This window comes from Bacillus cereus, assembly GCF_002564555.1.
Taxonomy (GTDB): domain Bacteria; phylum Bacillota; class Bacilli; order Bacillales; family Bacillaceae_G; genus Bacillus_A; species Bacillus_A cereus_K.
Genome location: NZ_NUVD01000009.1, coordinates 61,700 through 84,426, shown reverse-complemented (window position 1 = coordinate 84,426; position 22,727 = coordinate 61,700). Strand labels below are relative to the sequence as shown.

The following is a 22,727-nucleotide window of genomic DNA, read 5'->3' as shown; positions in this document are numbered from 1 at the left end:
GTCAAACTCAATATTATTTTGGTTTAACTGGTCACTGCTTAGGGGCAGTATAAACATAATCTCTCCTGTAGACCTTCTAATATTTCTGCGGGTATTTCCCTGATTTTGATATCCTTACCTAGGAAAAGTAGCCAATTTGTTATTTCTGTTAATTCATCGAGATTATTAACATTGATAAAAGTTTTTAAAATGGCTGTGGATTGGTAAGGATTTGTATAAGAAATTGAAACTTTTAAAGGATGATATTTTTTGAACTGGACAATCGCTTTTGGACCAAGTTCAAGTACAAGGTTGATGCCTTCGTCTTTCTTACTTAGTTTTTCTAAAATCTTTTTTTTACTTAATCTTTTTTGCGGCGTATATGGTTCGATATTGATGAGATGATCGACAGGAAACATCTTCTTTTTTTCTTCTTCTAAGTCAAAGCATTCAATTATCCAATGGCTTTTTTCTTGATAAAGGTGCAGTAAGTAAATTGGATAAGACTTGATTTCTTCCTCTTCTTTGGTAGTAATCAATAAATGGTTATCCAAAAGAAGGATTTGGATGAGTTTTTCTAACATAGGATGGGGGAGGTCAGAAAGCTCAAGTAGGTCAGGATTATGGGGGTTAGTCCCTTCAAAAAGCAAGATTTGATTTAAAAGAACAAGATCATCTTGCTGGATTTCCGAGATGAGTCCTAGTAGTTTTTCAGCTAAAGACTGACGGCTCTTTAAATAGGGAAGTTGTTGATTTCTAGTAGCCATAAAGGCAATAAAAAGAGCTTTAACCTCGTTATCAGTAAAGCGAACAACGGGTAAGATAGAGTTATGCATAACAAAATATCCACCAGCTCTTCCAACTTCAGCGACGAGTGGCATCCCCATAGCTTCAATTTCTCTAATGTCTCTAATAGCTGTTGATCGTGATATGTTAAATTCTCGTATGATTTCCGAAATTGTAAAGTGGGAGCGGTTGTTGATATACCGCATAATCGTATTAATCCGTTCAACTTTTTTCATTTTGGTCTCCTAAACAGTATCATTTTTTGACATGATTTAAGGATATTATAAACTCATCAAGTGAAAAGATAAATTGTTTGATTCATTTAAAAGTGAGGAAGGTTTTGAATATGAAAAATTATACAATAGAAGAAAAAGATAGCTTTATCGTGCTAGGTATTGGAACTGAACTTAAGAGCCACTACACAGACTTTGCGGGCATAAACAAGGAAAAGGCAGACTTTTGGCTGGCTGTCGAACAAGATGGAAGGTTGGACACTTTAAAAGCTTTAGCTACAAATGATTACATTTTTGCTGTGAGTGAAGCGGTGAATAACAAGATGATGTATTACGCTGGTGTCATGACAGAGGCAACGATACAAGAGGAATCTAGAGTTATCCAGTTTCCAAAGGGAGAATACTTAGTAGTGAAAGGGGAAGGCAAGACACCTGAGGAGCTAAGTAATAAGCTTACTGGTATTGCATTTGGTCAAGCATTAGCAGAAGCAACGGATTTTGCTTATGTTGGTGGGCCAAATACAACAGTTGAGATGGGGCAGCGAAACGGCCTAGTTTTTGGTGAAATATGGATTCCAGTTGTTAGGAAGTAAGGAATTAAAAGGAGAGATGGAATTGTCCAATATCGTTGATTTTAAAACTGTAACTACAGCTGGCTTAGAGTCTTCACCTGTAGCAGAAACGCTTGCTGGTTTACGTGCCCATGAAGCACGTTACTTTATGAATAAATATAAACATGAATTTACGGTTGTTCCAGCTAGTGAAAGCGAGGAGACTCTTGATTATGTGAACCGCATTTTGAAAGAAGAGCGTGATATTGAGTTTGCAGCCAAACCTTTAGAAACATCTTGTTTTCAAGTGGAAAATATTAAATTTTCCTATGTCTTTTATGAGGATGGTCTTGCAGTCAACGTCATGTATACATTGGATAACCCGAAGAAGCGAGCTGTTGGATTTAAGCTTTCTGAGGGAATGGAAGTACCAAAGGAGTTAGAAGAGAAGTTTAAGTTTGCTAGGCAGAAGTCTAAACTTGCTGGAACAATTCGAGGTTCGTTTTTTGTAATTAAAGGAGAATATAGTGCAGGTTGAATAAGCTAGTCGTTTGTTGTATGTCAAAAGTAAAACCGTCCCTAGGGACGGTTTTACTTTTGAATAGCGTAGTTTTTTAGAATGTTGCCTAATGAAATACTCTGTCTAATTGCGGCTTTTGCTATTATTTCTTTTCTATCTTTTTCAGTGTATCAATTGTTTGATCCATAATGATTTCGGCTGGAATTAATCCACGGAAACGAGCCCATGTCATACGGTCAAAATAGTAGATATTCAGCATTGTAAAGAAAAACTAGCAAGTTACAAAATACCTGGAGTTGTATTTATAGAAGAGTTACCGAAAAACGCTTTAGGAAAAGTGTTGAAGAGGGAATTACGAGATGTAGTTCTTGCGAAATAAAAAAGTTATTAAATGATGAAAAATCCAGTTATGTACAAAGCATAACTGGATTTTTGTTTATCGAAAACATAATAATTTACTAGATTTTGTATTTTGTGTAAGATAATAAAGAATATTCAATTAATAATCAAAGGAAGAGATATAAATGAAGCTGCCACTATTACAAGTAGAGACAGAGAGACTTATTATTCGTCCATTTCAAAAAGAGGATTATGAAAGTTGGTTAGATGGATTCAATAAGAGGTTACCATCTCAATATAAATACGATGATGGCTATCATGATATGTCGTCTTCAACAAAAGAATGGTTCACGGAATGGATAAGAGGATTTGATGAGGCGGCACGGCGGGATGAAATGTATGTTCTAGGTATTTTTCAGAAAGAAGATGGTGCCAATATTGGAAAGCTAGAACTTATAAAAATTTTACGTATGGATTATCAATGGGCGATGATGGGATATTCAATTCATAATCAATATTGGAAAAATGGATATGGAATTGAAAGTGTAAAATCGGCGTTACCGTTGTTTTTTAGTAGTCTTCAATTTCATAGAATCGAATTACATATACATGTTGATAATGAGCCATCCGTCCGTTTGGCAGAAAGAGCGGGATTTACTTATGAATGTAAGAGAGAGGCTTTTTCTCAGGAGAGTGGTAAGTGGGTAGATTTTCTTATTTATTATAAAAATAAGGAGATGGATATATGAGAGTCTTTATTACCGGGGGAAATCGTGGATTAGGGTTACAGTTAGTAAAAGTATTTCATGAACATGGACATATCGTTTATCCTCTAGTCAGAACTGAGGTAGCGAGGGACCAACTAAAACAAATATTTAGTTCTAGATGTTTTCCTATAGTAGCAGATTTATCAGCTGATGATAGTACTGAACGTATTAAGGAGCAGCTTGAGAAATATACGGAGCATATTGATCTAGTTATAAATAACGCTGGGATACCTGGAAAGGAAACCGAGATTTTACGGACAAATTCAGAAGAGTTAACGGAACTATTTAATATTCATTGCTTAGGTGTAATTCGAGCTATAAAAGGTACATATATGACTTTAACGAAGGCAAATCATCCGAGAATAATAAATGTATCTTCTCGTTTAGGTTCATTACATAAAATGGGGGGAAAAGAATTTCAGCAAGGTCAGTTCTCATATTCATATCGAATCGCTAAGGCTGCACAAAACATGTTAACACTCTGTTTACAACAAGAGTTTGCGGATAAAGGGATTTGTGTAACTGCAATCCATCCAGGGAAATTAAAGACTGAGATTGGAGCTTTTGATGCGGATATGACTCCTGCTGAAGGGGCCAAAAATATATATGATTGGATAATAGATTCAAATGAGGACGTTTCAGGGAAGTTTATTGAACCGGGTGTAGGGGAGTTGAAGTGGTAATGTACGATTTTATAGCCATTCAAAGTACATTTGAATTTTAAAAGTAACGAATGAAGAAAGCCTGGCATATAGCCAGGGCTTTACGTTATCTGTTCAACACTTCAATATACGAAGCATCTCCGGTTGATCGAATTGTGGATCGGAAGTTGTTATGTTCTAACTTTTCAGCAACTTGTTGTAACTGCTGTGCATCATCATGGTGAATAAGTAAGCTGTCGGAACCACTTTCTTCTATATGAAGGTGTTCGACGTTTCCAATCGCAGTATGTACAGCTTTTAAAAATTCAGGTTTCATATTGTCCTCCTATATGTATGTAACGTTATTGTTAGTATTTCCTTAATTTTGAAATATAAAAGTGAAAGAAGGGAGAAATAAAAATGAATATAACGCAGTTTAAAGAGCATATAACATCACTATTTGAAGAGCATCTTCATAAATATGGTGATGACGAGTATGGCTTCACTCACATTAGTAAAGAGGAATTTCACAAAATAGGCTACACAACAAATTTGACGTTAGAAACTATTGAAGAAGCATATAAAAATGGAGTTGATATGATAGTTACACATCATGCGCCTTGGAGTTTTTTATTTGGCATGGAAGAAGCTTGTATTGAGAAGTTAAAGGAATATGAAATGAATCATTTTTGGATTCATTTGCCGTTAGATTTTGTGAAATTTGGAACGTGTACGTCGTTATTTCAGAAAATTGGGATAGATACACTCTTAGAATACTCTACGTATGAAGAAGAAGAGTTACCTGGAATAGGAGAATATAAAGAAGAGATTCCATTTTCAAACTTAGTAGAAAAACTGGAAGAGAAGACGGAAGAGAAAGTGAAGAGCTGGAGGAATCATGATAGACCAGTAAAACGAATTGCGATTTTGACAGGTGCAGGAAACAATACGAACCTTATTGAGCGTGCATTAGAAAAAGGTTGTGATACGTACATAACAGGAGAAAAAACATTGTATACAGTGCAGCATGCGAAATTTAAAGGTATTAACTTAATTGTAGGTAGTCATACGTTTACAGAAGTGTTTGGTGTAGAAAGTTTGGCTCGTAAATTAAAAGAGAGGGATTCGACTATAGAAATTACTAGATTATATGAAGAGCATTTGGAGTGAAGGATATGAACATTTCAATAATTGCTGAACAACTCGTTAATGAGAAGGTTATTTTACATTATCCGAAAAGCATGCGAGTGTTGAGCGGTGGAACGACAAGTACTGTATATTTGCTGGACGGATAATATGTTGTAAAGCTGAATGAATCGGAAGTGATACGTGAAGAAGCGTATTTTCTTCAGTTTTATGAAAGTAAAAGTTATGGTTTATTATCAGTAGGGACTGTATTCGTAACGTCAGTTTGCGGGATTCTATTTGCTGAAAAAGGGTTTACTGTAATTCCAATGGCAGTTACAGCTGTCTATTTACTGACTCTAATAGGTTTATTAATTGAAAATAAAAAAGTAGATCATTATCAACAAAAATCAGCTTAATAAAAATAAAGGGATAGGGGAATCATTATGGAAAATTTCGTTTGTACAACGTGTGGCGTGCAGTATGCAGCGAGTGTAGAAGAACCGGTGAGTTGTCTTATTTGTGATGAAGAGAGGCAATATATTAATCCGAAAGGGCAGTCTTGGACGACTTTAAAAAACTTGCAAACTGGTGGTACGTATAAAAATGAAATTATCTTAGAAGAAAAAGGACTTTATAGTTTTACAACGAAACCGGAATTTGCGATCGGTCAGACGGCATTTATGGTGAAAACAGAATCGTATCGTTTACTATGGGATTGTATTACTTATTTAGATGAAACGACAATCGAGAAAATAAAAGAGCTTGGCGGATTAGATGCGATTGCACTATCTCATCCTCATTATTATTCAACACAAGTAGAATGGGCAGAAACGTTTGATGTACCAATTTATATACATGAAGATGATAAAGAGTGGGTAGTACGCCCGAGTAGCCGTATCATTTACTGGACTGGGGAGACTTTACAATTGGCTGATGGATTAGTCATTCATCGCTTAGGAGGACACTTTAAAGGTGGTTCTGTTTTACATTGGGAAGAAGGAAATGACGGGAAAGGTATTTTGTTAACTGGTGATATTATTCAAGTTGTAGCAGATCAGCAGTGGGTAAGTTTCATGTACAGCTATCCGAACTTAATTCCATTACCGGTGAGGAAAGTGGAAGAAATGGCGAATCGAGTAAAACGACTTCAATTTAATCGTCTATATAATGCCTTTCACCGAGTAGTAAAAGAAAATGCGAATGAGGCAGTGGAACGTTCGGCAGAAAGATATATTGCGGCGTTAGAAGGCACATTATTTCATACGTAAAAGGGGAGTTAGATTAATGAAAATGTTAATACCCTTTGTCGAAACGTCGATAGAATAAATCCAATAATCACGGCGAGTGTTTTCGAGTAGAAAAGAATCTAATATTGATTAGGTTCTTTTTTTGTTTCAATTGGTAAAAAACTCCTTAGATGAATTTGGATTGCAGCCATTGAGCTAAAAAGTTTAGTACATACATTTTTTATGTGTTCAATATATTTCATAATAGCCTATTTAAGAGGTGGTATTTTGGAGTTTGGTAATTTTTAAAAATGCCAATATGGCATAAAACGATTTGGGAGGTTAAAGATATGAGTGCTTCAAATCTGAGTGGAATAAGTAAACAAATTTTAATAGAGGAGGAAACACTTCAATTTTCCTCTTTTACAAATGAAGATGCCTTGCAATTAGGTTTATTTATCGTTGAAACAGCAAAGCAAGAGGGGAAAGTGATTGCTGTTGATATAACAAAAAATGGTGTGCAATTATTTCATTTCAAGATGACAGGGACAACTGAGGAAAATACGAAATGGATTGAGCGTAAAAAACGGGTCGTTTCTCTGCATAATCGTAGCTCGTATTATATGCAGATAGAAAGTGAAATAAGTGGAATTCCATATCATGAGAAATACCTTTTAGATGGTTCGGAATATGCTGCGTTTGGTGGATGCTTTCCTATCCAAATAAAAAACGTAGGGGTTATTGGAATGGTAACAGTCTCAGGATTACCACCAGAAGAAGATCATGAATTGGTTATAAGAGCAGTTAAAAATCATTTAAATCAATAATAGAAGTAATGTTAATTGTTAAATAAAAAAGCAAAAATGAACATATTCCTGTTCGTTTTTGCCTTTTTTATTATTTCTTTTTCGGTCTACGTACTAACTCGCCACCACAGTTCGGGCAAACGTTTTGTCTTTCTTCCGTACATGGTGCGCAAAATGTGCACTCATATACGCAAATGTAAGCTTCAGAATCTGGCTCGAGGGATTGATCGCAAATTTGACAGTTTGTTTTCATTTCTAATGCCATAGTAGCCTCCTTTTTATTCGAATATTCATAATTTAATTATAGTTAATATTGTAGTGGAAGTCCTTTCAAAATGAAAAGAAATAAAAGGATTATGTTGTTGTTTGAAATGAAATAGGTCCATTTATTTTAAAATTGATTATTTGATACAGTTGGAATATTATGAAATAGTCAAAAGACAACAGGGGGTATAGATTTTGACTAATCATAACGAGAATTTAAAAGCAAACTGTGAAAAATGCTTTGGTCTATGTTGTGTAGCATTACCGTTCGCAGCATCAGTAGATTTCGCGGTGAATAAGGATGGGGGCAAACCTTGTTCCAATTTACAATCAGATTATAAATGTAGTATACATAGCGACCTTAGAGGAAAAGGGTATAAAGGCTGTACAGTATTTGAATGTTTCGGTGCTGGACAAAAGATTTCTCAAGTTACGTTTAAAGGAATGGATTGGCGGAATGATGCTGAGCACGCGAGGAAAATGTTTGATGCTTTCCCAGTTATGCATCAGCTGCATGAAATGCTTTGGTATTTGAATGAGGCGATTCTTTTAAAGGCGACACAATCGATTCATAAAGAGCTGAAGAGAGCAATTGAAGAGACCGAGCGTCTTTCGAATTTAAGTCCAGATGAGTTAATGGAAATATATGTTCCGGTGCACAGGGCAGAAGTGAATATTCTTCTTTTAGAAACGAGTGAATTAGTGTGGAAGGAAATGAATGTCGTACGTAAGAAACGAATTAGCCACCGCGGAGCAGACCTTATGGGAGCGAATCTGAAAAAGAAAAATTTGCAAGGTGCGAATTTAAGAGGAGCTTATTTAATTGCGGCTAACTTAAATGGTGCAGACTTACGAGGGGCAGATCTCATCGGAGCAGATTTGCGAGATGCAGATATTCGCGGGGCGGATTTTACAAATAGTATTTTTCTTACGCAAGTTCAAATTAACGCGGCGAAAGGGGACAAGCATACGAAATTACCGGAATTGTTGTCCCGTCCCGCGCATTGGAGTGCGTAAAGAGCATGGAGTGAGTTAGTTTGGATATGTTTCAGTATTTAGAAGAGATGCAAGAGGATGTCTTTTCGCTGGCAGTAGAGCAAATAGAAGTGAAGTATTTTAAAATTTGTAGCATGCTAGCGTCAACAGAATATGCAGAGCGAATTAAAGCAATTGATTTAGAGTCATATAAGGAAAGTATTCGAGTAGGATTGAATGAAGCAATACAGATCGCTACTAGTGAAGAGGCAAAATCGCTTTATTTTGAGTATGATTTGGATAATGAATGGGATAGTCAGTTTTATATTTGTGAGGAGTATGTTCCACTTGAGGAAGAGGATGATGATTGGGCTTCTGAATGGACATATGATATTGAGGGACCGAGGTCGGTGGAATTAGCGGATTTGTATGCTGAAAATGGCTTTGATATAAGTGAAAAAGCAATCGGTATAACTTTATATTTAATTGCAAGAACGGTATGTAGTTTTACGAGTGCATGTATTGATGTACAAAGTAATATACCGATTTGTATTAGTTTTCACGATCAAGATCCAATTATGCGAACAGGCAGAGACTAAGTCTCTGCCTGTTTTTTTATACTATGTTCGCTTTTCAAAAGTAGTAATTAAAACACTACATATAATAAGAATACCACCAATAAAAAAATTATTGCTTAATGTTTCATTTAATAGGAACCAGCCAAGTAATGATCCAACAATAGGTTGTAAGAAGAAAAATAAGGAGCCGATGCTAGCATCCATTAATTCTAATCCTTTATTCCAAAGGAAAAAGGCACCTGCAGTTGAGATGATTCCTAAGTATAATACGCCTAATATTACGTACGTATTTACTGTTTCTATAGAGGCTGATTGTAATTCCCATACCATAAAAGGTGTTATGAAAAAGAGTGAAAAGAATATTGCATACGTTGTAATAACTAAAGATGAAAATTGCGCTGAAGCAATTTTTACATAAATAGATAGTAAAGCCCACGTAATAGCGGCTCCAACTAATATGATTGTACCGATAAAATAGGAGCCGATTTCAATATCCCATCCGATTACGATAATGACACCGATAGTCGCTATGATAGTAGATAACAGTCTACGAGTGGTTAATTTTTCTTTTAAAATGAGCGCTGCGAATATAACCATAAACGCTGGTGTGGCTGATGTTACCAAGGATCCTGTATGAGCGTCGGATAATTTTGTTCCGATAAATTGACATGTGATCGAAATAAAATATCCGATGAAACCAATCCAAGCGAATAGTAGCCAATCTTTTTTGTGAATGGTTATTTTTTTCTTTTGCTTTTTCTCAGCTATTTTTAAAATCAAATATAAAACAACGAAAGCGATTATAAAGCGTAGCCAAACGAGTGTCAGTGGTGGAATAAAGTCGAGTACATATTTACTAACAACGTACATACCGCCCCAAATACTTGCTGCTAGTGATAAGCATATAGCTCCTAAAATTGTTTGTTTCATTTTAAGTACCTCCGTCTATTTTTAGGGTATTATCAGTTCCCTAAGACGAGGCAAAGTGTATGTGTTATATAAATGCCCGTCTTAGTTTATAGACGGCCTACAGGTTGATCGTTTTCGAATGAAGTGTTGTAGTACATGAGCGTAGTCTCCTTTCTTCTTTTATAAAGATATTATAACTTAATTTTCTGATAATTGAAGGGTGTTATGAAATATATTGCTATTAATTCGCATGTTAGTAATTATTTGGATCCAATTTATGTAGAGAAGAGAGGGGGATGAAATTTTGCATAAATTGTGAATAAGAAACCGTCACGTTTGACTGTACAGTTTATGTATTGTATGATGTAAGTAATATAAACAAGGGGGGAAGATCGTTGGGAAGGTGTATCGAATCGGACAGTTGGCTCTCATGGCTCACGTGTCGAAACGAACGATTGATTATTATACGAATCTAGGTATCTTAAAAGCGGAGCGATCTCAATCTAATTATCGCTATTACGACGAAACAGCATTTGAGACATTACAATTTATTGAGAAGTGCAAAGAAATGCATATGCCGCTTTGTGAGATTAAAGAGAAAATCGAGGAGAAGAAAAAGCTGCTCGGTATCAATGAACACGTTTCGAAACAAGTGAATGAAGTGACAGACCATATTCATCGATTAGAAGTGGAGTTGACAGAGTTAAAGCCGCTTTTAGATGAATTGACTGATTCACAACGTGAAAAAATATCGAAATCTTTATCTGGTCAAACGACAGCTTTAATACAGACACTTGCTCTATTATTATAGAAAAAGTGAAATCCGACCTCTTTAATTTTTGTATAGGGCTATGTTTTCTCATAAACAAATAAGAAAACATTATAGTATACAGGAGGTGGACACCTTAGTTTGTTAACTAAGGGGATTCATTGGGAATATTTAATTTAGTCATGGTTGCGATTTTAATCGCATTTACTGGATTTTTCGTAGCAGCAGAGTTTGCGATTGTAAAAGTACGTTCAAGTCGTATTGATCAGCTTGTTGCGGAAGGGAAACGCGGTGCTTTAGCAGCGAAAAAAGTAACAACAAATTTAGATGAATATTTATCAGCTTGTCAATTAGGTATTACAGTTACAGCGATGGGACTAGGTTGGTTAGGTGAACCGACGATAGAAAAATTATTACATCCGTTATTTGAGAAATTGAATTTAAACCCTTCTTTTTCACAAGTATTAACGTTTGGTCTTGCATTTATGACGATGACGTACTTGCACGTTGTAGTCGGGGAATTAGCTCCGAAAACGATGGCAATTCAAAAAGCTGAAAAAGTGACATTGTTATTTGCGGGTCCGTTAATGATGTTCTATAAAGTTATGTATCCGTTTATTTGGGTATTGAATAGTTCTGCTCGTGTTGTAACTGGTTTATTCGGTTTGAAGCCAGCTTCTGAACATGAAGTAGCTCATACAGAAGAAGAGTTACGACTTATTCTTTCAGAGAGCTATGAAAGTGGAGAAATTAATCAAGCTGAATACAAGTATGTAAATAATATATTTGAATTTGATAATCGTATTGCGAAAGAGATAATGGTACCGCGTACAGAAATCGTTGGTTTCTATCTTAAAGATTCAGTAGAAGAACACATGAAAGTAATCCAAAATGAACGATACACACGTTATCCGATTTTTGGAGAAGATAAAGATGATATTATCGGTATGGTCAATGTAAAAGATTTCTTTATTCGATATATGAACAACGATCAAGAAGATTTATCATCGATTCGCACGTATATGCGTCCGATTATTGAAGTGATGGAAACGACTCCAATTCATGATTTATTACTGCAAATGCAGAAGAAGCGAATTCCGATGGCTGTTTTATATGATGAGTACGGAGGGACAGCTGGAATTGTAACGCTTGAAGATATATTGGAGGAAATCGTCGGCGAAATTCGTGATGAATATGATGAAGATGAAGCACCACCAATTCAGCATGTGAACGAGCACCATAAAATTGTTGATGGAAAAGTGCTCATCACAGAAGTGAAAGATTTGTTTGGATTACACATTGAAGAAGATGATGTAGATACAATCGGTGGATGGATTATGATGCAAAATCATGAGATTGAAGAAGGACAACACGTTGAAGCTGAAGGGTACGAATTTAAAGTGTTAGAAAAAGATGCGTATCAAATTAAACGTGTTGAAATTCGTAAAATGGATCATGAACAAGAACAAGAGAAAGCAGCAACTGTGTAAGTTGCTGCTTTTCTTTCGAAATATAAAAATGAGAAATTAGGAGCGGATATTTTGATTCAAGTAGCCTTACGTGTATATCGATTGCAATTGTATGTGATCTTTAGTGGTTTACTACTTATGTGGACGATTACTCCGTTTGGAAAACAAGTGACAGGGTTTGGGATTGGATTAGCTGTAAGTGCATACTGTCTTTGGTTATTAGCTCGCAGAGTAGAGAAAATAGGCAGAAGTATTGTGATGAAAGAAAAGGCTCCTGGATTAGGAGTTTTAAACCGATTTGCGGCCGCTATATTAGGGGCTATCATTATGTATGAAATTGAGCATGAAATGGAAATGTGGGCATTTGGTACTGGCATTTTAGGTGGTCACTTTTTAATGATTGCGAATTTAGCCTATGCGAATATGCAGTTAGTGAAAGAAGAAGAGAAGCAAAGAGAACATGCTTCGAAAAATATAGAGTTATGATGAAAGGGGCCTAATCAGGTTCCTTTTTTGTTTGAAAATAAAAGATATTTATCAAATTTATGCCGAATATAATACGCTTATTTTTGAGGGTTTTCAATAGTATGAAAAATTTTTTAAAAAAATTAAAAAACCCATCGATTTCTAAAGGTTATGTATGTTATTATGACAAAAGACTTTTTGAAAGAGGTGGATAACAATGTTACAAGCTTTACTTATTTTTGTGCTTCAAATTATTTATGTTCCTATATTAACAATCCGTACGATTTTGCTTGTAAAGAATCAAACAAGATCCGCTGCTGGCGTAGGATTGTTAGAAGGAGCTATTTACATTGTCAGTTTAGGTATTGTGTTTCAAGATTTATCAAATTGGATGAACATTGTCGCCTACGTCATTGGCTTTAGTGCGGGACTATTATTAGGCGGTTATATAGAGAATAAATTAGCAATTGGATATATTACGTATCAAGTTAGTTTACTAGACCGTTGTAATGAATTAGTAGATGAATTACGCCATTCTGGATTTGGCGTTACAGTATTTGAAGGCGAAGGCATTAATTCTGTACGTTATCGATTAGATATCGTTGCAAAGCGTTCAAGAGAGAAAGAACTTTTAGAAATTATTAATGAAATTGCACCGAAAGCGTTTATGTCTTCTTATGAAATCCGCTCATTTAAAGGTGGATATTTAACGAAAGCGATGAAGAAGAGAGCGTTAATGAAAAAGAAAAATCATCATGCATCGTAAGAAAAGAGAGGAATCTATTTTGAAAAAGATTCCTCTCTTTTTTATAAAAATATTTCTCGTATAATTCTAAAAAACTTTAAAATTATGTATGATTATTTTTTACTGCTCTTTCTCAAATTAACAATTAGCCATACAGCTTGAATAATTATCGGTAATATAAATGCAATTAATAAAACGATAAATGCTACTAACTTAAGCTCAGGTGTTTGAGTAACACCAGCGCCATCAACCTCTCTTAGCCAAATAATGGCTGCCAAAATCCCGAAAATGATAATCCAAGATATGTTACCGATCCACCAATAAATCCAGCGTCTTTTCATGTTAACATCTCCTACACTTAAGTGAAACAACTATAAAACTACCCTTTTTTTACTGTATATCTAACTTGTTTAAAGGTTACCATCTCTCCGTCTTTATTATCATCTTTCGTTTGTAAAAGTTGAACTTTTGGTTTGTAGTCTGTCCTATGAGCATCCTTGATACCCTTAATATCAAGTTTATAGGATTCATCATTTTTTATTTTTTGTTCAAATACTTTTTTATTGGCAACATAAATAAAGGTTACTTTATTTTCATCAATGCCTTCGGTTTTAATTTCTAATTCATTATCTTTTGTTGTAATCGTTGGTGTTAATAATTCCATACTGCCGTTTCCAGTTTCTAAAGAATTTTCTACTACAGTTGAACATCCGGATAATATGATTCCGGCGAATAGAAGAACACTTAATCCTTTTATCTTTTTCATAATATCACCCCAACTTCAAATGTTTTTTGATTTTTTCATTACTAGACTGTTAGTGTGGCATGTAGATAAATAGCTATCAACCTTTAAATTATACCATAATATGTAAAATGTTAATAGGCTGTATATCTACTTTAAGGGTAGCTCTGCTTTGATAATGTTAGAGGCAAGAGGTTTTGTATATGATTGAGTCTAAATTCATCTAATAGATTAAGTATGATTGAAATGTGTTTTGTATATATATCGAGCGAAGAGAAAAGGGAGATCGAGTTATAATGTGTAATTTATATTAGGGGAAGAAAAATGGATGGGGGGAATGCAGGATATGGAAGGCACACAAATGTTAGCGATTAATAAAAAGTGTTGGGATACAGTCGCGCCGTATTTCTTTCAAGTGGATTGTTTACCTAAATATGGTCCGTATACAGCGTCTGAAGATGAAATTCACCTATTTGATTCAATCGGAAATAAGAAGGTTCTTGATATTGGATGTGGAAGTGGGCATTCGTTGCAATATATGGCGGAGCGTGGTGCAAAGGAATTATGGGGTCTCGATCTTTCGAGTACGCAAATTGAAACAGCGTATGAAACGTTAAAGCGTTGGAATCCAAAGTTAATATGTGGAGCAATGGAAGAAGAAGGGGATATTCCGAAAGGGTATTTTGATATTGTATACTCAATTTATGCATTAGGCTGGACTTCGGATTTAGGAAAAACAGTAGAGCTTATTTATTCATATTTAAAGCCGCGAGGAAGTTTTATTTTCAGCTGGGAACATCCGGTGTATTCAAATTTACAGTATGGTACAGAAGAAATTGTTTTAAAGTCTTCGTATCATGAAGAAACTCCTATTACGTTTGAAACATTTAAAGGGGAAGAAGTACAAGCGACATTATATAAGAGAAAAATGAGTACATACATAAATGAGTTAAATAGAGTGGGTTTTACAATTGAGAGAATAGAAGAGCCTGAACCATCTTGTGTATTTAATGGAGAAGTAGCAGAGCCGTCTACGAAGTATTATTCTTTATATAAGGCTAGAATGGTGCCGACGACGTTTATTATTAGGGCAAGGAAGTAATGTACTAAAAAGCAGCCAATTGCAAAAACTGTATAGTCAACCCATATTGGTTGATGAGGGGATATTTTTTTGTGTATTATAATAAAAGACGATTAATGGTTAGATAGGAAGTGTTTATTTGATAGTCTACACAGTAAAACCTCTTCATATATATAGGAAAATGCGAGACGACGGTTTTTATAAAGGTAATGAAAAATATGTTTGGCCAGAATTTAAATCTTCGTATGCTTGGATGATGGGGCAGATGAAGGAAAGGCTTCCTAATTATGATGGTTCAACTTATCCTGTATGGCTTTGGCATAAGAGACCGGATCAGAACCGACCAGGGATGCTACCTAAAGGTCAAAAAGGTGTTATCATTACATTAGACATACCAGAAGAGGATATTCTTTGGTCATGTTTTGACTCTTGGCATTATGTTTTAAACAAGTGGCTATTAACTCAAACAGAAGAAGAGTATAACCAATTAGAAGAAGACGGTTTTTCTGAAGAAGAAATGATATCTTCATGGTCCAATATTTTTGATTTTAATTGGCTAAAAAGCTCAGAAGAAGATTGGATTGGATTTGACCCAGATTGGATTCAGGGCGTAACACCACGTATTGAAATGAAAAACGTAATTAAAGTAAATCGGTTTATTGCTAAGTAGAGAAGAGGGGTAACACTGCAGTGATCCCTGCCTAAAAAGCGAAACTAAGCAACCCGATTTTTATATTTATATGGACTCAGGTTATTAAATTTCTTTTGAAATCTTTGGTGATTATAAAAATGTATATATTTGCGTATAGCAAGTTTAAATGTAGTGAGAATAGTATAAGGAATAAAAAACACAAGGAATGTCTTTATAGACACACCTTGTGTTTTTATTTTTAATAAACATTTCCTTTATCTTTTCGGCTGAAAAATATGTTGAAAGAAGTATTTGTGATGTAAGTTATCTACAACTTTATTTGCTTGATATGTGCGGTGTTGTTCGAGTCGAAGTCTTTGTTCCATCATTTTTATTGCGTGATCAGATAAACGTAGCATAATACATATCTCCTTTTCTATAAATATAGGTGTCTATTTGATATCGATTCCATATTTATAATTAAGGAGGCAGAATGTGTAACATAGGCAAAAAGCACCTTCCTCTCCCATTACGCTTACGAGGTTAGCTGTCGGACTCGGGAAGTGAGAGTTTCCCTACTTAAGAAAGATTCGCCCCAAGTAGCATAGCTACAAAAATGGTTCCCCCGCTCCAAAATTTGGACTCAGCAAAAGGTTTGTTAAAGTAAAAAATAACATAAATAAGTAAATGAGTCAAACTATTTTATTTTTTCTGTCTTTTTTAGTTGTGTAAGTACTAGACCATCAGGGAGTTCTGTATGTGTCACTTCAATGAAGCCGTGTTTTTTATATAATGTAATAGCAGGAGTATTTGCTTTTCCTGTTTGTACAATATATGTCATTGAAGAAGGGAACATGTTAAAAATGTAAAGTAGGAGTTTCGTTGCGATACCTTTTTTAAAAAAATCAGGTGATACAACTAGTCGGTGAATATCAATTAGTTGTTCTTCTTGTATAAAAGAAATAAAGCCGACAAGTTTATTTTCTAAAAAATATCCATAGAATGTTTCACCGCAATTTTGAATATCGTTTACAGTATCATATAAACGGGGGATTGCAGTACTATTTAAATAGTCTGCTTCAATTTTATAAGCTGGAATCTGAACATGTAAAATGGATGCTGCTACCTTAAAAGAACTGGGATTTAGTTTATGAATCAAAGTTAATAAAGCCTCCTTTACATATGGTATATTAATATAATTGATTTATGGGTAAGTTTGACAAGATGTTTCTTCTTTGCATTTCATATATGTATCTCCAAATATGAAATACTCTTATAGTAGAATATAGTTAGTATGAATGAATTTGTAATCTTATATAAGGGTTTTGTTACTCTTGTATTTGATCATACAAACTATAATAGAAATGGAGGACTAAAAATGGGATGGATTATCACATTAATAGTTGGTGCTATTATGGGTGCAATTGCTAGTTCTATAACGGGTAAAAATTTTCCGGGTGGCATGTTCGGCAATATTATCGCAGGTTTATTAGGTGCTTCGTTAGGCAGTAGATTATTTGGATCTTTTGGGCCATCATTTGGTGGGATTCATGTTGTGCCAGCATTATTAGGAGCCATCGTTTTAATTCTTATTGTATCATTTGTAGTGAAAGCTGCAAGGAAATAAAGATATAGTTTATGATGAAAAGCCCTGAATAAGGGCTTTTCATCATTCAAAGAGATAGTTTCGTTGGACAAAGTAAATGGAGCTGTAACTGGATTTTTGAGTAAGAATTGATTTACAATACGCCGTGTTTTTGAATTGTAAATCAATTACCTTTTTATAAAACAGAAAATTCAGTTTTATAAAAAGGTGAAATGTGGTAAACTGTAAAAAAATAACTAAAAAGCAATGAAAGAGAAGAGTACATATTCAAAACTTTTCAGAGAGCTGATATGTGGTGGGAATCAGTAAGGGATGAATATGGAATGGGCTCTGGAGCTTCTAACTGAAATGAGTAGGTAAAGACGGTTACTTCACGTTAAGAAGTTGAAGTGAGCTAATGATAGCTAATAAAGGTGGTACCGCGGGAGTCTCTCGTCCTTTTTTAAGGATGATGGGCTCTTTTTATTTTGAGAAAGGAGGAGTTAGTGTGAGTGAAAAAATAATGTTAACAGGAATTAAGCCGACAGGTTATCCGCATTTAGGAAATTACATTGGAGCGATTAAACCAGCGTTGCAAATGTCAAAGAATAATGAAGGAAAAGCATTGTATTTTATAGCTGACTATCATGCGTTAAATGCTGTGCATGATCCAGAAAAGTTCAGTAGTTATACGAAAGAGGTAGCCGCAACGTGGTTATCACTTGGTCTTGGAGAAGATGTTATTTTTTACCGCCAAACAGAAGTGCCAGAGATTCTAGAACTAGCTTGGATATTAGCTTGTCTAACTCCGAAAGGACTTATGAATCGTGCTCATGCGTATAAGGCGAAGGTAGAGCAAAATAAAGAAGCGGGATTAGAGGTAGATGCAGGAGTTAATATGGGATTATATACGTATCCGATTTTAATGGCGGCTGACATATTATTATTTCAAGCTACTCATGTACCGGTTGGAAAAGATCAAATTCAGCATATTGAAATTGCGCGTGATATTGCGACGTATTTTAATCATACATTTGGCATGACATTTACGCTGCCAGAGTATGTTATACAAGAAGAAGGGGCAATATTGCCGGGACTTGATGGGAGAAAGATGAGTAAAAGTTACGGGAATGTTATCCCATTATTTGCAGAGCAAGAAACACTACGGAAATTGATATTTAAAATAAAAACAGATTCTTCACTTCCAAATGAACCGAAAGAACTAGAAACGTTATTTACGATTTATAAAGAATTTGCGACAGAGGCTGAAATCCAGTCGTTACGTGAAAAGTATGAGACTGGAATCGGATGGGGCGATGTGAAAAAAGAGTTATTTCGCGTTGTAGATCGTGAGTTAGCTGGACCTCGCGAAAAATACGAAAAGTATATGAATGAACCGCATTTATTATATGAAGCGTTAGAACGAGGGGCTGAAAGGGCGCGGTCTGTTGCGAAGGTAAATTTAGCGGAAATTAAAAAACGGATTGGATTTGAGAGGGAACGTTAAGCGTTCCCTTGTTTTTGCCGGTAATCTGTAATAATCCTCTCAATAACAGGTGGAAGATTACTAGGTAACTCATCAAATGAAAAAAAGCGCAGTTCTTTCGATTCGGTTTGATCACATACAAGTTCGCCGTGAAATTCTCGGCAAATATAAACAACGAGTATACCATGTACTTGATCGCCGTTTGGATAGATTTGAAAGAAATCTGGTCCTGAGTATGTACGGAATAGTTCTGGATTTTTGATGATAAGTCCGGTTTCTTCAAATACTTCGCGCTTTAGAGCGTCTTCTAGCGTTTCGTTATATTCTAAGGCGCCGCCAATAATGCCCCAGCGGTTAAAATCTGTCCGGAGTTGCAGTAATACTTCGTCTTTTTCATTTAATATAATGGCGTGTGAACCGATTAAAATAAGTGGATGATTTCCTACTAGTTTTCTCATGTCTTCAATATAACCCATAATGTTTCTCCTTACATTTAATAATAATTAGGAAGTTCTTTTAACATTCTTTCTGTTTTACGTGCGGTAAAGGCTAAGTTATGATCATCTTTTGTTCTAAAAAATAATGTCCGTAAAAAGGTTTTAATGTTCGCACATAAAATACAATACTCATTAAGTGAAAGGCGTTTTCTAATTTGAGGAAGCCTTTTTATTTTTTTATAAATAATTGAAACTAACTCATCTTGCGGGAAATCATGATACAGCATCGATAGTAACGGAGTCACAATGCGCTCATCTTCGTTATTATGAAAAATGTCAGATGGAATGAAAATTTTATTTAATAAACAATGAATTAATTCTTCATACCACTGAAAAGTCATATAAGAATTGTGAACAATTTCAGTAAAGGCATCAGATACGTGAGCGATACAATGAGCCCATCCTTTATTTTCGATATAGCCCCGAAAGTCCATTTCTAAGTTTGTATATGTAATGAGTTTATTTTTTATCTCCTCGATTTCCTCTTCAGTAAAAAAGTAGTGCGAGTTAGCGAATTGGAGTATTAGCGCAATTAAAGAAACAGTGTAAGAACGTGTGAAAACCCCATCTGCATGTGGGGAGTAAATGTCACAATATAAATACTCATCACTTAAACAAGTATGTAAAAGCAATTTTAGCTGATCATCCATAAGGAATTCATGATGAATAAAATGTGTAAAACATTTATATATAAGTTGGTAACGAACGTAACTATCAGTCGTTCCGATATACTGAAGCATATTCACAGTTAACTCATTTATATCTATATGCTGCAGTTGCGTATAGTCATTTTGTTGTATAAGCTCTAACTGCTGTTGAAGCGCTGTAATATCCAATGGAGAACCTCCTCCGCACTTTAAAGATGCGATCTTTTCTAGTATTCTATATATTCAAGGACAATCCTGCTCATGCAAGGAAGACAATTACAAATTCGAGTATGACATAGATGAGGGAAGAAAATGACGACTATAGAACTGTTAGAAAAACATTTTAAAATAAGAAGAAGTACTACTTCGATAATGATAAAGGAAAATAATGCAGAGGTTTTTACAGAAGAGAAATTAGAAAAGATAATGCAATATTGCGTTACTGAAGCTGAAAAAGAGGGATTAGAACACTTACATTTTGAGGTTTCTTCAAAAAGCCCAAATTATGATGTGTATAAGAAATGTTTCGAAACGTATTCATTTGAATATGTTACTGAAAACATGATTGTATTTAAGGATATATATGAAGTAGAAGATGTAGAAAGTGAAATTGATTTTAAGCTTATTGAAGAAGTAGGTGAAGAGGCTTTTTACTCACTGTGGAATGAAGTGACGGAAGAACAGGTCGATTATGATCAATTTGTGAAGTTGATGGAACAAGAAATTGGTGAGCAATGGAAAGAATATTGTTTAACAGCGGTTGTGGGAGAAGAGCCGATAGGAATTGTAATCCCGCATATTGAAAGAGGTACGTTAGAAGAAGGGAAACTCATGTATTTCGCGGTTGCTCAAAATATGCGAAATAAGGGGCACGAAGCAGCATTATTTACAGGGGCAATGTTTGTCTTAAAGGAAATAGGCGCATCTTATTATATTGGCGAGGCAAATGTGCAAAATGCGTGGATGAAGGATGTTTTTGAAGAAAACGGATGTCAGTTGTTAAGTTCTACTGAGCGATATGTGAGGAAGTTTTAGGAGGATGAATGATGTAGTTTCTTGAACTCATTTAGCGGGAATCCGTGTACAAATTTTGAACAAGTAAAAGAACTTTTTACATGTTTGTAAGATAAAAAGAAGAATAGAAACGACAAAGTAAGCTTTCCTATAATACAATAGAGAAGGATTAGACTATATAAAGAAAGCGTTGGTGAAAGAATGGAGCAGCAAAGAAATTGGCTACAAGCAACTGTAGAACGAAATGAAGATCATACGTTACATATAAAGTGGGAAAATAATATAGAAGAAGTTCGTATTTATTGGAGTACTTCACCAGATCATATTGAAGAAAATGGAGAATTATTCGTAACAGTAAATGGAGAATCATCATGCACAATTGAAAACTTAAGTGAAAATGAGCGTCCATATTTTAGACTAGTAGGAAGTAATGGACAAGCAGTGACAGTAGCTGAGCGTAGATTACCATTACAAGGAGCGTTTAACTTCCGTGATATGGGAGGATATGAAACGACAGAAGGCCGTAAAGTAAAATGGGGCAAATTGTACCGTTCTGAAGAACTAGCAGGACTAACAGAATGGGATATCGAGTATTTACAAAAGTCTGGACTAAAGTTAATTTGTGACTATCGTACAGATTTTGAAGTGAAGCATAAGCCGAACCCAAGTGTTACAGGTGCTCGCCAAGTGTGTTTACCGGTTATGCAAGAGTTGGCGAAAGACTTAAATATAAACGAGTTTTTCCAAGTTGGTGACTTATCTATGCTAGGGAAACCAGGCGAATATCTTGTGAAAATGAATCAAGATTTCGTCGATGGCAACGAGGCTTTCGTTAGCTTTTTAAAACTCGCACAAAACCCGGAAAACTTACCATTAGTAAACCACTGTACAGCTGGAAAAGACCGTACTGGATTTGGTTCAGCATTATTATTACTTTTACTAGGTGTACCAGAAAAAACAGTAATGGAAGACTACTTACTAAGTAACGGTTTCCGTGAAAAATTAAACGAAAAAATGATGGCCTTTTTAGGTGCAAAACTACAAAATGATGAAAGTAGAGCGATATTAGGTGCAATGTTTGAAGCACGCGCTGAATATTTACAAGCTGCGATTGATGGAATCAAAAAGCAGTACGGCTCAGTTGAAACGTATGCTGAAAAAGCTCTTGGCTTTACGAAAGAGTCATTAGAGGAAATGAAAGTGTTATTGTTAGAGGATAAATAATGGGGAGGGAGGCTGATGTAGATTAGCCTCCTGTTCCTATTGTTGATATAATTTTGTTCCATAAAGTGATTGATAACCGAATTTTGTTGTCCGTATTATGAAATTTTTCGTTGCTTTATTATTCCTATGACAATTGGAATAGCTGTCCCGATTAATAATATAGGTAAAAATAATTTTCCAAAACCGCCGCTCCACTCTAAAGCTATTGAAATTGTTTCAAATTGGATGAGAGCAAAAATAAGTAAACAGACATTTTTTAATTGATTAAGCATTTTTCTACTATTTAAATAAAACTGCTCAGCATTCGACTCATTAAGTCTTTGTGGATGGTTATGAACTTCTGGAAACTTTTCTAAAGTCTGTATGAAAAGGAGTATGAATGCTCCTATTCCTGGTAGAAGTAAAAGTTCCCACTTTGATCCCCAGCGATCTACAGCCCCATATGCGTTATAATGTGCAGGTACTTCTTCGGGTAATCTTCCCCAAATGATAATCAAAAAAATGATTGATCCGAAGAACAATGAATATCCAATGATATCTCCAATCCATTCACTTTTTGTTTTTTGGATATTTATTTTTGGTCTTTTCCATGAATTTACTATATTTTTCCGCCCCCTTCTATAGTATCCATTATCCAAATTATCTCAAATTTATAGTATTTTCACAATTG

Annotated in this window: 31 protein-coding genes, 2 pseudogenes, 1 riboswitch and 1 other annotated feature; of the genes and pseudogenes, 21 read left to right on the top strand and 12 right to left on the bottom strand. The window is 35.0% G+C overall.

The window, feature by feature from the left end; genetic code table 11:
- Window positions 1-38 precede the first annotated feature (38 nt).
- Window positions 39-1,001, bottom strand: a complete 963-nt coding sequence (locus tag COI75_RS04450) for a helix-turn-helix transcriptional regulator (protein ID WP_000755030.1) — start codon at window positions 999-1,001, stop codon at window positions 39-41.
- 110 nt (window positions 1,002-1,111) lie between these two features.
- Between COI75_RS04450 and COI75_RS04445 the strand changes: the two genes are divergently transcribed.
- From COI75_RS04445 to COI75_RS04430, 4 genes are all read left to right on the top strand, one after another.
- A complete protein-coding gene (locus COI75_RS04445; protein WP_000801054.1) occupies window positions 1,112-1,591 on the top strand; it encodes a GyrI-like domain-containing protein in 480 nt (159 codons plus the stop codon).
- The gene (locus COI75_RS04440) at window positions 1,578-2,087 is read left to right on the top strand and encodes a hypothetical protein (protein ID WP_002095469.1); all 510 of its coding nucleotides are present in this window, start codon (window positions 1,578-1,580) and stop codon (window positions 2,085-2,087) included. Before COI75_RS04445 ends, COI75_RS04440 begins: the two co-directional genes overlap by 14 nt.
- A 506-nt stretch (window positions 2,088-2,593) precedes the next feature.
- A complete protein-coding gene (locus tag COI75_RS04435) occupies window positions 2,594-3,157 on the top strand; it encodes a GNAT family N-acetyltransferase (protein ID WP_000775358.1) in 564 nt (187 codons plus the stop codon).
- Window positions 3,154-3,858, top strand: coding sequence for an SDR family NAD(P)-dependent oxidoreductase (locus COI75_RS04430; protein ID WP_001263468.1), 705 nt, complete (start codon window positions 3,154-3,156; stop codon window positions 3,856-3,858). The genes COI75_RS04435 and COI75_RS04430 overlap by 4 nt, the downstream gene beginning before the upstream one ends.
- A gap of 85 nt (window positions 3,859-3,943) precedes the next feature.
- On the opposite strand, the gene COI75_RS04425 is transcribed toward COI75_RS04430, so the two are convergent.
- Window positions 3,944-4,153, bottom strand: coding sequence for a hypothetical protein (locus COI75_RS04425; protein WP_000801659.1), 210 nt, complete (start codon window positions 4,151-4,153; stop codon window positions 3,944-3,946).
- Window positions 4,154-4,236: 83 nt separating this feature from the next.
- On the opposite strand from COI75_RS04425, the gene COI75_RS04420 reads away from it, so the two are divergent.
- The 5 genes and pseudogenes from COI75_RS04420 (at window position 4,237) to COI75_RS04405 (ending at window position 6,997) form a co-directional block, all read left to right on the top strand.
- Window positions 4,237-4,986, top strand: a complete 750-nt coding sequence (locus tag COI75_RS04420; RefSeq protein ID WP_001027982.1) for a Nif3-like dinuclear metal center hexameric protein — start codon at window positions 4,237-4,239, stop codon at window positions 4,984-4,986.
- A 5-nt stretch (window positions 4,987-4,991) separates the two neighbouring features.
- Window positions 4,992-5,186, top strand: a pseudogene (locus COI75_RS26780) (aminoglycoside phosphotransferase family protein); the annotation flags it as partial.
- Window positions 5,160-5,360: pseudogene (locus COI75_RS04415) on the top strand (DUF7010 family protein); the annotation flags it as partial. The pseudogenes COI75_RS26780 and COI75_RS04415, both read left to right, overlap by 27 nt.
- A 27-nt stretch (window positions 5,361-5,387) precedes the next feature.
- On the top strand, window positions 5,388-6,212 hold the full coding sequence (locus tag COI75_RS04410) for an MBL fold metallo-hydrolase (RefSeq protein WP_000427249.1): 825 nt from the start codon (window positions 5,388-5,390) through the stop codon (window positions 6,210-6,212).
- Window positions 6,213-6,481: 269 nt separating this feature from the next.
- A complete protein-coding gene (locus tag COI75_RS04405; protein WP_001123313.1) occupies window positions 6,482-6,997 on the top strand; it encodes a heme-degrading domain-containing protein in 516 nt (171 codons plus the stop codon).
- Between the two features lie 70 nt (window positions 6,998-7,067).
- Here COI75_RS04405 and COI75_RS04400 read toward each other — a convergent pair whose 3' ends face one another.
- Window positions 7,068-7,241, bottom strand: coding sequence for a DUF1272 domain-containing protein (locus tag COI75_RS04400; protein WP_001162786.1), 174 nt, complete (start codon window positions 7,239-7,241; stop codon window positions 7,068-7,070).
- A gap of 194 nt (window positions 7,242-7,435) precedes the next feature.
- Between COI75_RS04400 and COI75_RS04395 the strand changes: the two genes are divergently transcribed.
- Together COI75_RS04395 and COI75_RS04390 are read left to right on the top strand one after the other, a co-directional pair.
- Window positions 7,436-8,257, top strand: a complete 822-nt coding sequence (locus tag COI75_RS04395) for a pentapeptide repeat-containing protein (protein WP_000181457.1) — start codon at window positions 7,436-7,438, stop codon at window positions 8,255-8,257.
- A gap of 20 nt (window positions 8,258-8,277) precedes the next feature.
- The gene (locus COI75_RS04390; RefSeq protein ID WP_000367088.1) at window positions 8,278-8,814 is read left to right on the top strand and encodes a hypothetical protein; all 537 of its coding nucleotides are present in this window, start codon (window positions 8,278-8,280) and stop codon (window positions 8,812-8,814) included.
- Window positions 8,815-8,835: 21 nt separating this feature from the next.
- Here COI75_RS04390 and COI75_RS04385 read toward each other — a convergent pair whose 3' ends face one another.
- Entirely contained in the window at window positions 8,836-9,723 is an 888-nt protein-coding gene (locus COI75_RS04385; RefSeq protein ID WP_000814739.1) for a DMT family transporter, read from the bottom strand.
- A 382-nt stretch (window positions 9,724-10,105) separates the two neighbouring features.
- Between COI75_RS04385 and COI75_RS04380 the strand changes: the two genes are divergently transcribed.
- The 4 genes from COI75_RS04380 to COI75_RS04365 all read left to right on the top strand — a co-directional run bounded on the left by COI75_RS04380 (window position 10,106) and on the right by COI75_RS04365 (window position 13,171).
- The gene (locus tag COI75_RS04380) at window positions 10,106-10,513 is read left to right on the top strand and encodes a MerR family transcriptional regulator (protein WP_000285639.1); all 408 of its coding nucleotides are present in this window, start codon (window positions 10,106-10,108) and stop codon (window positions 10,511-10,513) included.
- 119 nt (window positions 10,514-10,632) lie between these two features.
- Window positions 10,633-11,961: a hemolysin family protein gene (locus COI75_RS04375; protein ID WP_000510861.1), complete on the top strand. Its 1,329-nt coding sequence runs from the start codon at window positions 10,633-10,635 to the stop codon at window positions 11,959-11,961.
- 51 nt (window positions 11,962-12,012) lie between these two features.
- The gene (locus COI75_RS04370) at window positions 12,013-12,426 is read left to right on the top strand and encodes an ATP synthase subunit I (RefSeq protein ID WP_000616835.1); all 414 of its coding nucleotides are present in this window, start codon (window positions 12,013-12,015) and stop codon (window positions 12,424-12,426) included.
- A 196-nt stretch (window positions 12,427-12,622) separates the two neighbouring features.
- Window positions 12,623-13,171, top strand: coding sequence for a DUF2179 domain-containing protein (locus COI75_RS04365; RefSeq protein ID WP_000938440.1), 549 nt, complete (start codon window positions 12,623-12,625; stop codon window positions 13,169-13,171).
- Window positions 13,172-13,263: 92 nt separating this feature from the next.
- Here the strand turns inward: COI75_RS04365 and COI75_RS04360 are convergent, their stop codons facing one another.
- Window positions 13,264-13,491, bottom strand: coding sequence for a DUF3923 family protein (locus COI75_RS04360; protein WP_000830334.1), 228 nt, complete (start codon window positions 13,489-13,491; stop codon window positions 13,264-13,266).
- A 38-nt stretch (window positions 13,492-13,529) separates the two neighbouring features.
- Window positions 13,530-13,916 (bottom strand): hypothetical protein, encoded by a 387-nt coding sequence (locus COI75_RS04355; protein ID WP_000721285.1) that lies wholly within the window; start codon window positions 13,914-13,916, stop codon window positions 13,530-13,532.
- 322 nt (window positions 13,917-14,238) lie between these two features.
- Here COI75_RS04355 and COI75_RS04350 point away from each other — a divergent pair, with 322 nt between their 5' ends.
- Both COI75_RS04350 and COI75_RS04345 read left to right on the top strand, forming a co-directional pair.
- On the top strand, window positions 14,239-14,994 hold the full coding sequence (locus COI75_RS04350; protein ID WP_002095474.1) for a class I SAM-dependent methyltransferase: 756 nt from the start codon (window positions 14,239-14,241) through the stop codon (window positions 14,992-14,994).
- Window positions 14,995-15,112: 118 nt separating this feature from the next.
- Complete coding sequence (locus COI75_RS04345; RefSeq protein WP_000637696.1) at window positions 15,113-15,643, top strand: DUF3841 domain-containing protein; 531 nt, start codon at window positions 15,113-15,115, stop codon at window positions 15,641-15,643.
- Between the two features lie 44 nt (window positions 15,644-15,687).
- On the opposite strand, the gene COI75_RS27580 is transcribed toward COI75_RS04345, so the two are convergent.
- The 3 genes from COI75_RS27580 to COI75_RS04330 all read right to left on the bottom strand — a co-directional run bounded on the left by COI75_RS27580 (window position 15,688) and on the right by COI75_RS04330 (window position 16,763).
- On the bottom strand, window positions 15,688-15,825 hold the full coding sequence (locus tag COI75_RS27580) for an IS3 family transposase (protein ID WP_157260502.1): 138 nt from the start codon (window positions 15,823-15,825) through the stop codon (window positions 15,688-15,690).
- Window positions 15,826-15,879: 54 nt separating this feature from the next.
- Complete coding sequence (locus COI75_RS26775; RefSeq protein WP_000945246.1) at window positions 15,880-16,023, bottom strand: hypothetical protein; 144 nt, start codon at window positions 16,021-16,023, stop codon at window positions 15,880-15,882.
- Window positions 16,024-16,120: 97 nt separating this feature from the next.
- A riboswitch (cyclic di-AMP (ydaO/yuaA leader) is annotated at window positions 16,121-16,263 on the bottom strand.
- 38 nt (window positions 16,264-16,301) lie between these two features.
- A complete protein-coding gene (locus tag COI75_RS04330) occupies window positions 16,302-16,763 on the bottom strand; it encodes a GNAT family N-acetyltransferase (protein ID WP_000581424.1) in 462 nt (153 codons plus the stop codon).
- A 219-nt stretch (window positions 16,764-16,982) separates the two neighbouring features.
- Here COI75_RS04330 and COI75_RS04325 point away from each other — a divergent pair, with 219 nt between their 5' ends.
- Window positions 16,983-17,231 (top strand): GlsB/YeaQ/YmgE family stress response membrane protein, encoded by a 249-nt coding sequence (locus COI75_RS04325; RefSeq protein ID WP_000539738.1) that lies wholly within the window; start codon window positions 16,983-16,985, stop codon window positions 17,229-17,231.
- A 216-nt stretch (window positions 17,232-17,447) separates the two neighbouring features.
- Window positions 17,448-17,653 (top strand) — a binding site (T-box leader).
- 5 nt (window positions 17,654-17,658) lie between these two features.
- Complete coding sequence (locus COI75_RS04320) at window positions 17,659-18,696, top strand: tryptophan--tRNA ligase (protein ID WP_141530758.1); 1,038 nt, start codon at window positions 17,659-17,661, stop codon at window positions 18,694-18,696.
- On the opposite strand, the gene COI75_RS04315 is transcribed toward COI75_RS04320, so the two are convergent.
- The gene (locus tag COI75_RS04315; protein ID WP_000540448.1) at window positions 18,693-19,151 is read right to left on the bottom strand and encodes an NUDIX hydrolase; all 459 of its coding nucleotides are present in this window, start codon (window positions 19,149-19,151) and stop codon (window positions 18,693-18,695) included. The two genes, COI75_RS04320 and COI75_RS04315, sit on opposite strands and share 4 nt — an antisense overlap.
- Before the next feature lie 17 nt (window positions 19,152-19,168).
- A complete protein-coding gene (locus COI75_RS04310) occupies window positions 19,169-20,008 on the bottom strand; it encodes a DUF2785 domain-containing protein (RefSeq protein WP_000355447.1) in 840 nt (279 codons plus the stop codon).
- Window positions 20,009-20,131: 123 nt separating this feature from the next.
- On the opposite strand from COI75_RS04310, the gene COI75_RS04305 reads away from it, so the two are divergent.
- Both COI75_RS04305 and COI75_RS04300 read left to right on the top strand, forming a co-directional pair.
- Complete coding sequence (locus tag COI75_RS04305; protein ID WP_000207369.1) at window positions 20,132-20,854, top strand: hypothetical protein; 723 nt, start codon at window positions 20,132-20,134, stop codon at window positions 20,852-20,854.
- A 180-nt stretch (window positions 20,855-21,034) separates the two neighbouring features.
- A complete protein-coding gene (locus tag COI75_RS04300; protein WP_000437809.1) occupies window positions 21,035-22,057 on the top strand; it encodes a tyrosine-protein phosphatase in 1,023 nt (340 codons plus the stop codon).
- Window positions 22,058-22,152: 95 nt separating this feature from the next.
- On the opposite strand, the gene COI75_RS04295 is transcribed toward COI75_RS04300, so the two are convergent.
- Window positions 22,153-22,578, bottom strand: coding sequence for a DUF1648 domain-containing protein (locus tag COI75_RS04295; RefSeq protein ID WP_033657991.1), 426 nt, complete (start codon window positions 22,576-22,578; stop codon window positions 22,153-22,155).
- Window positions 22,579-22,727: the final 149 nt, after the last annotated feature.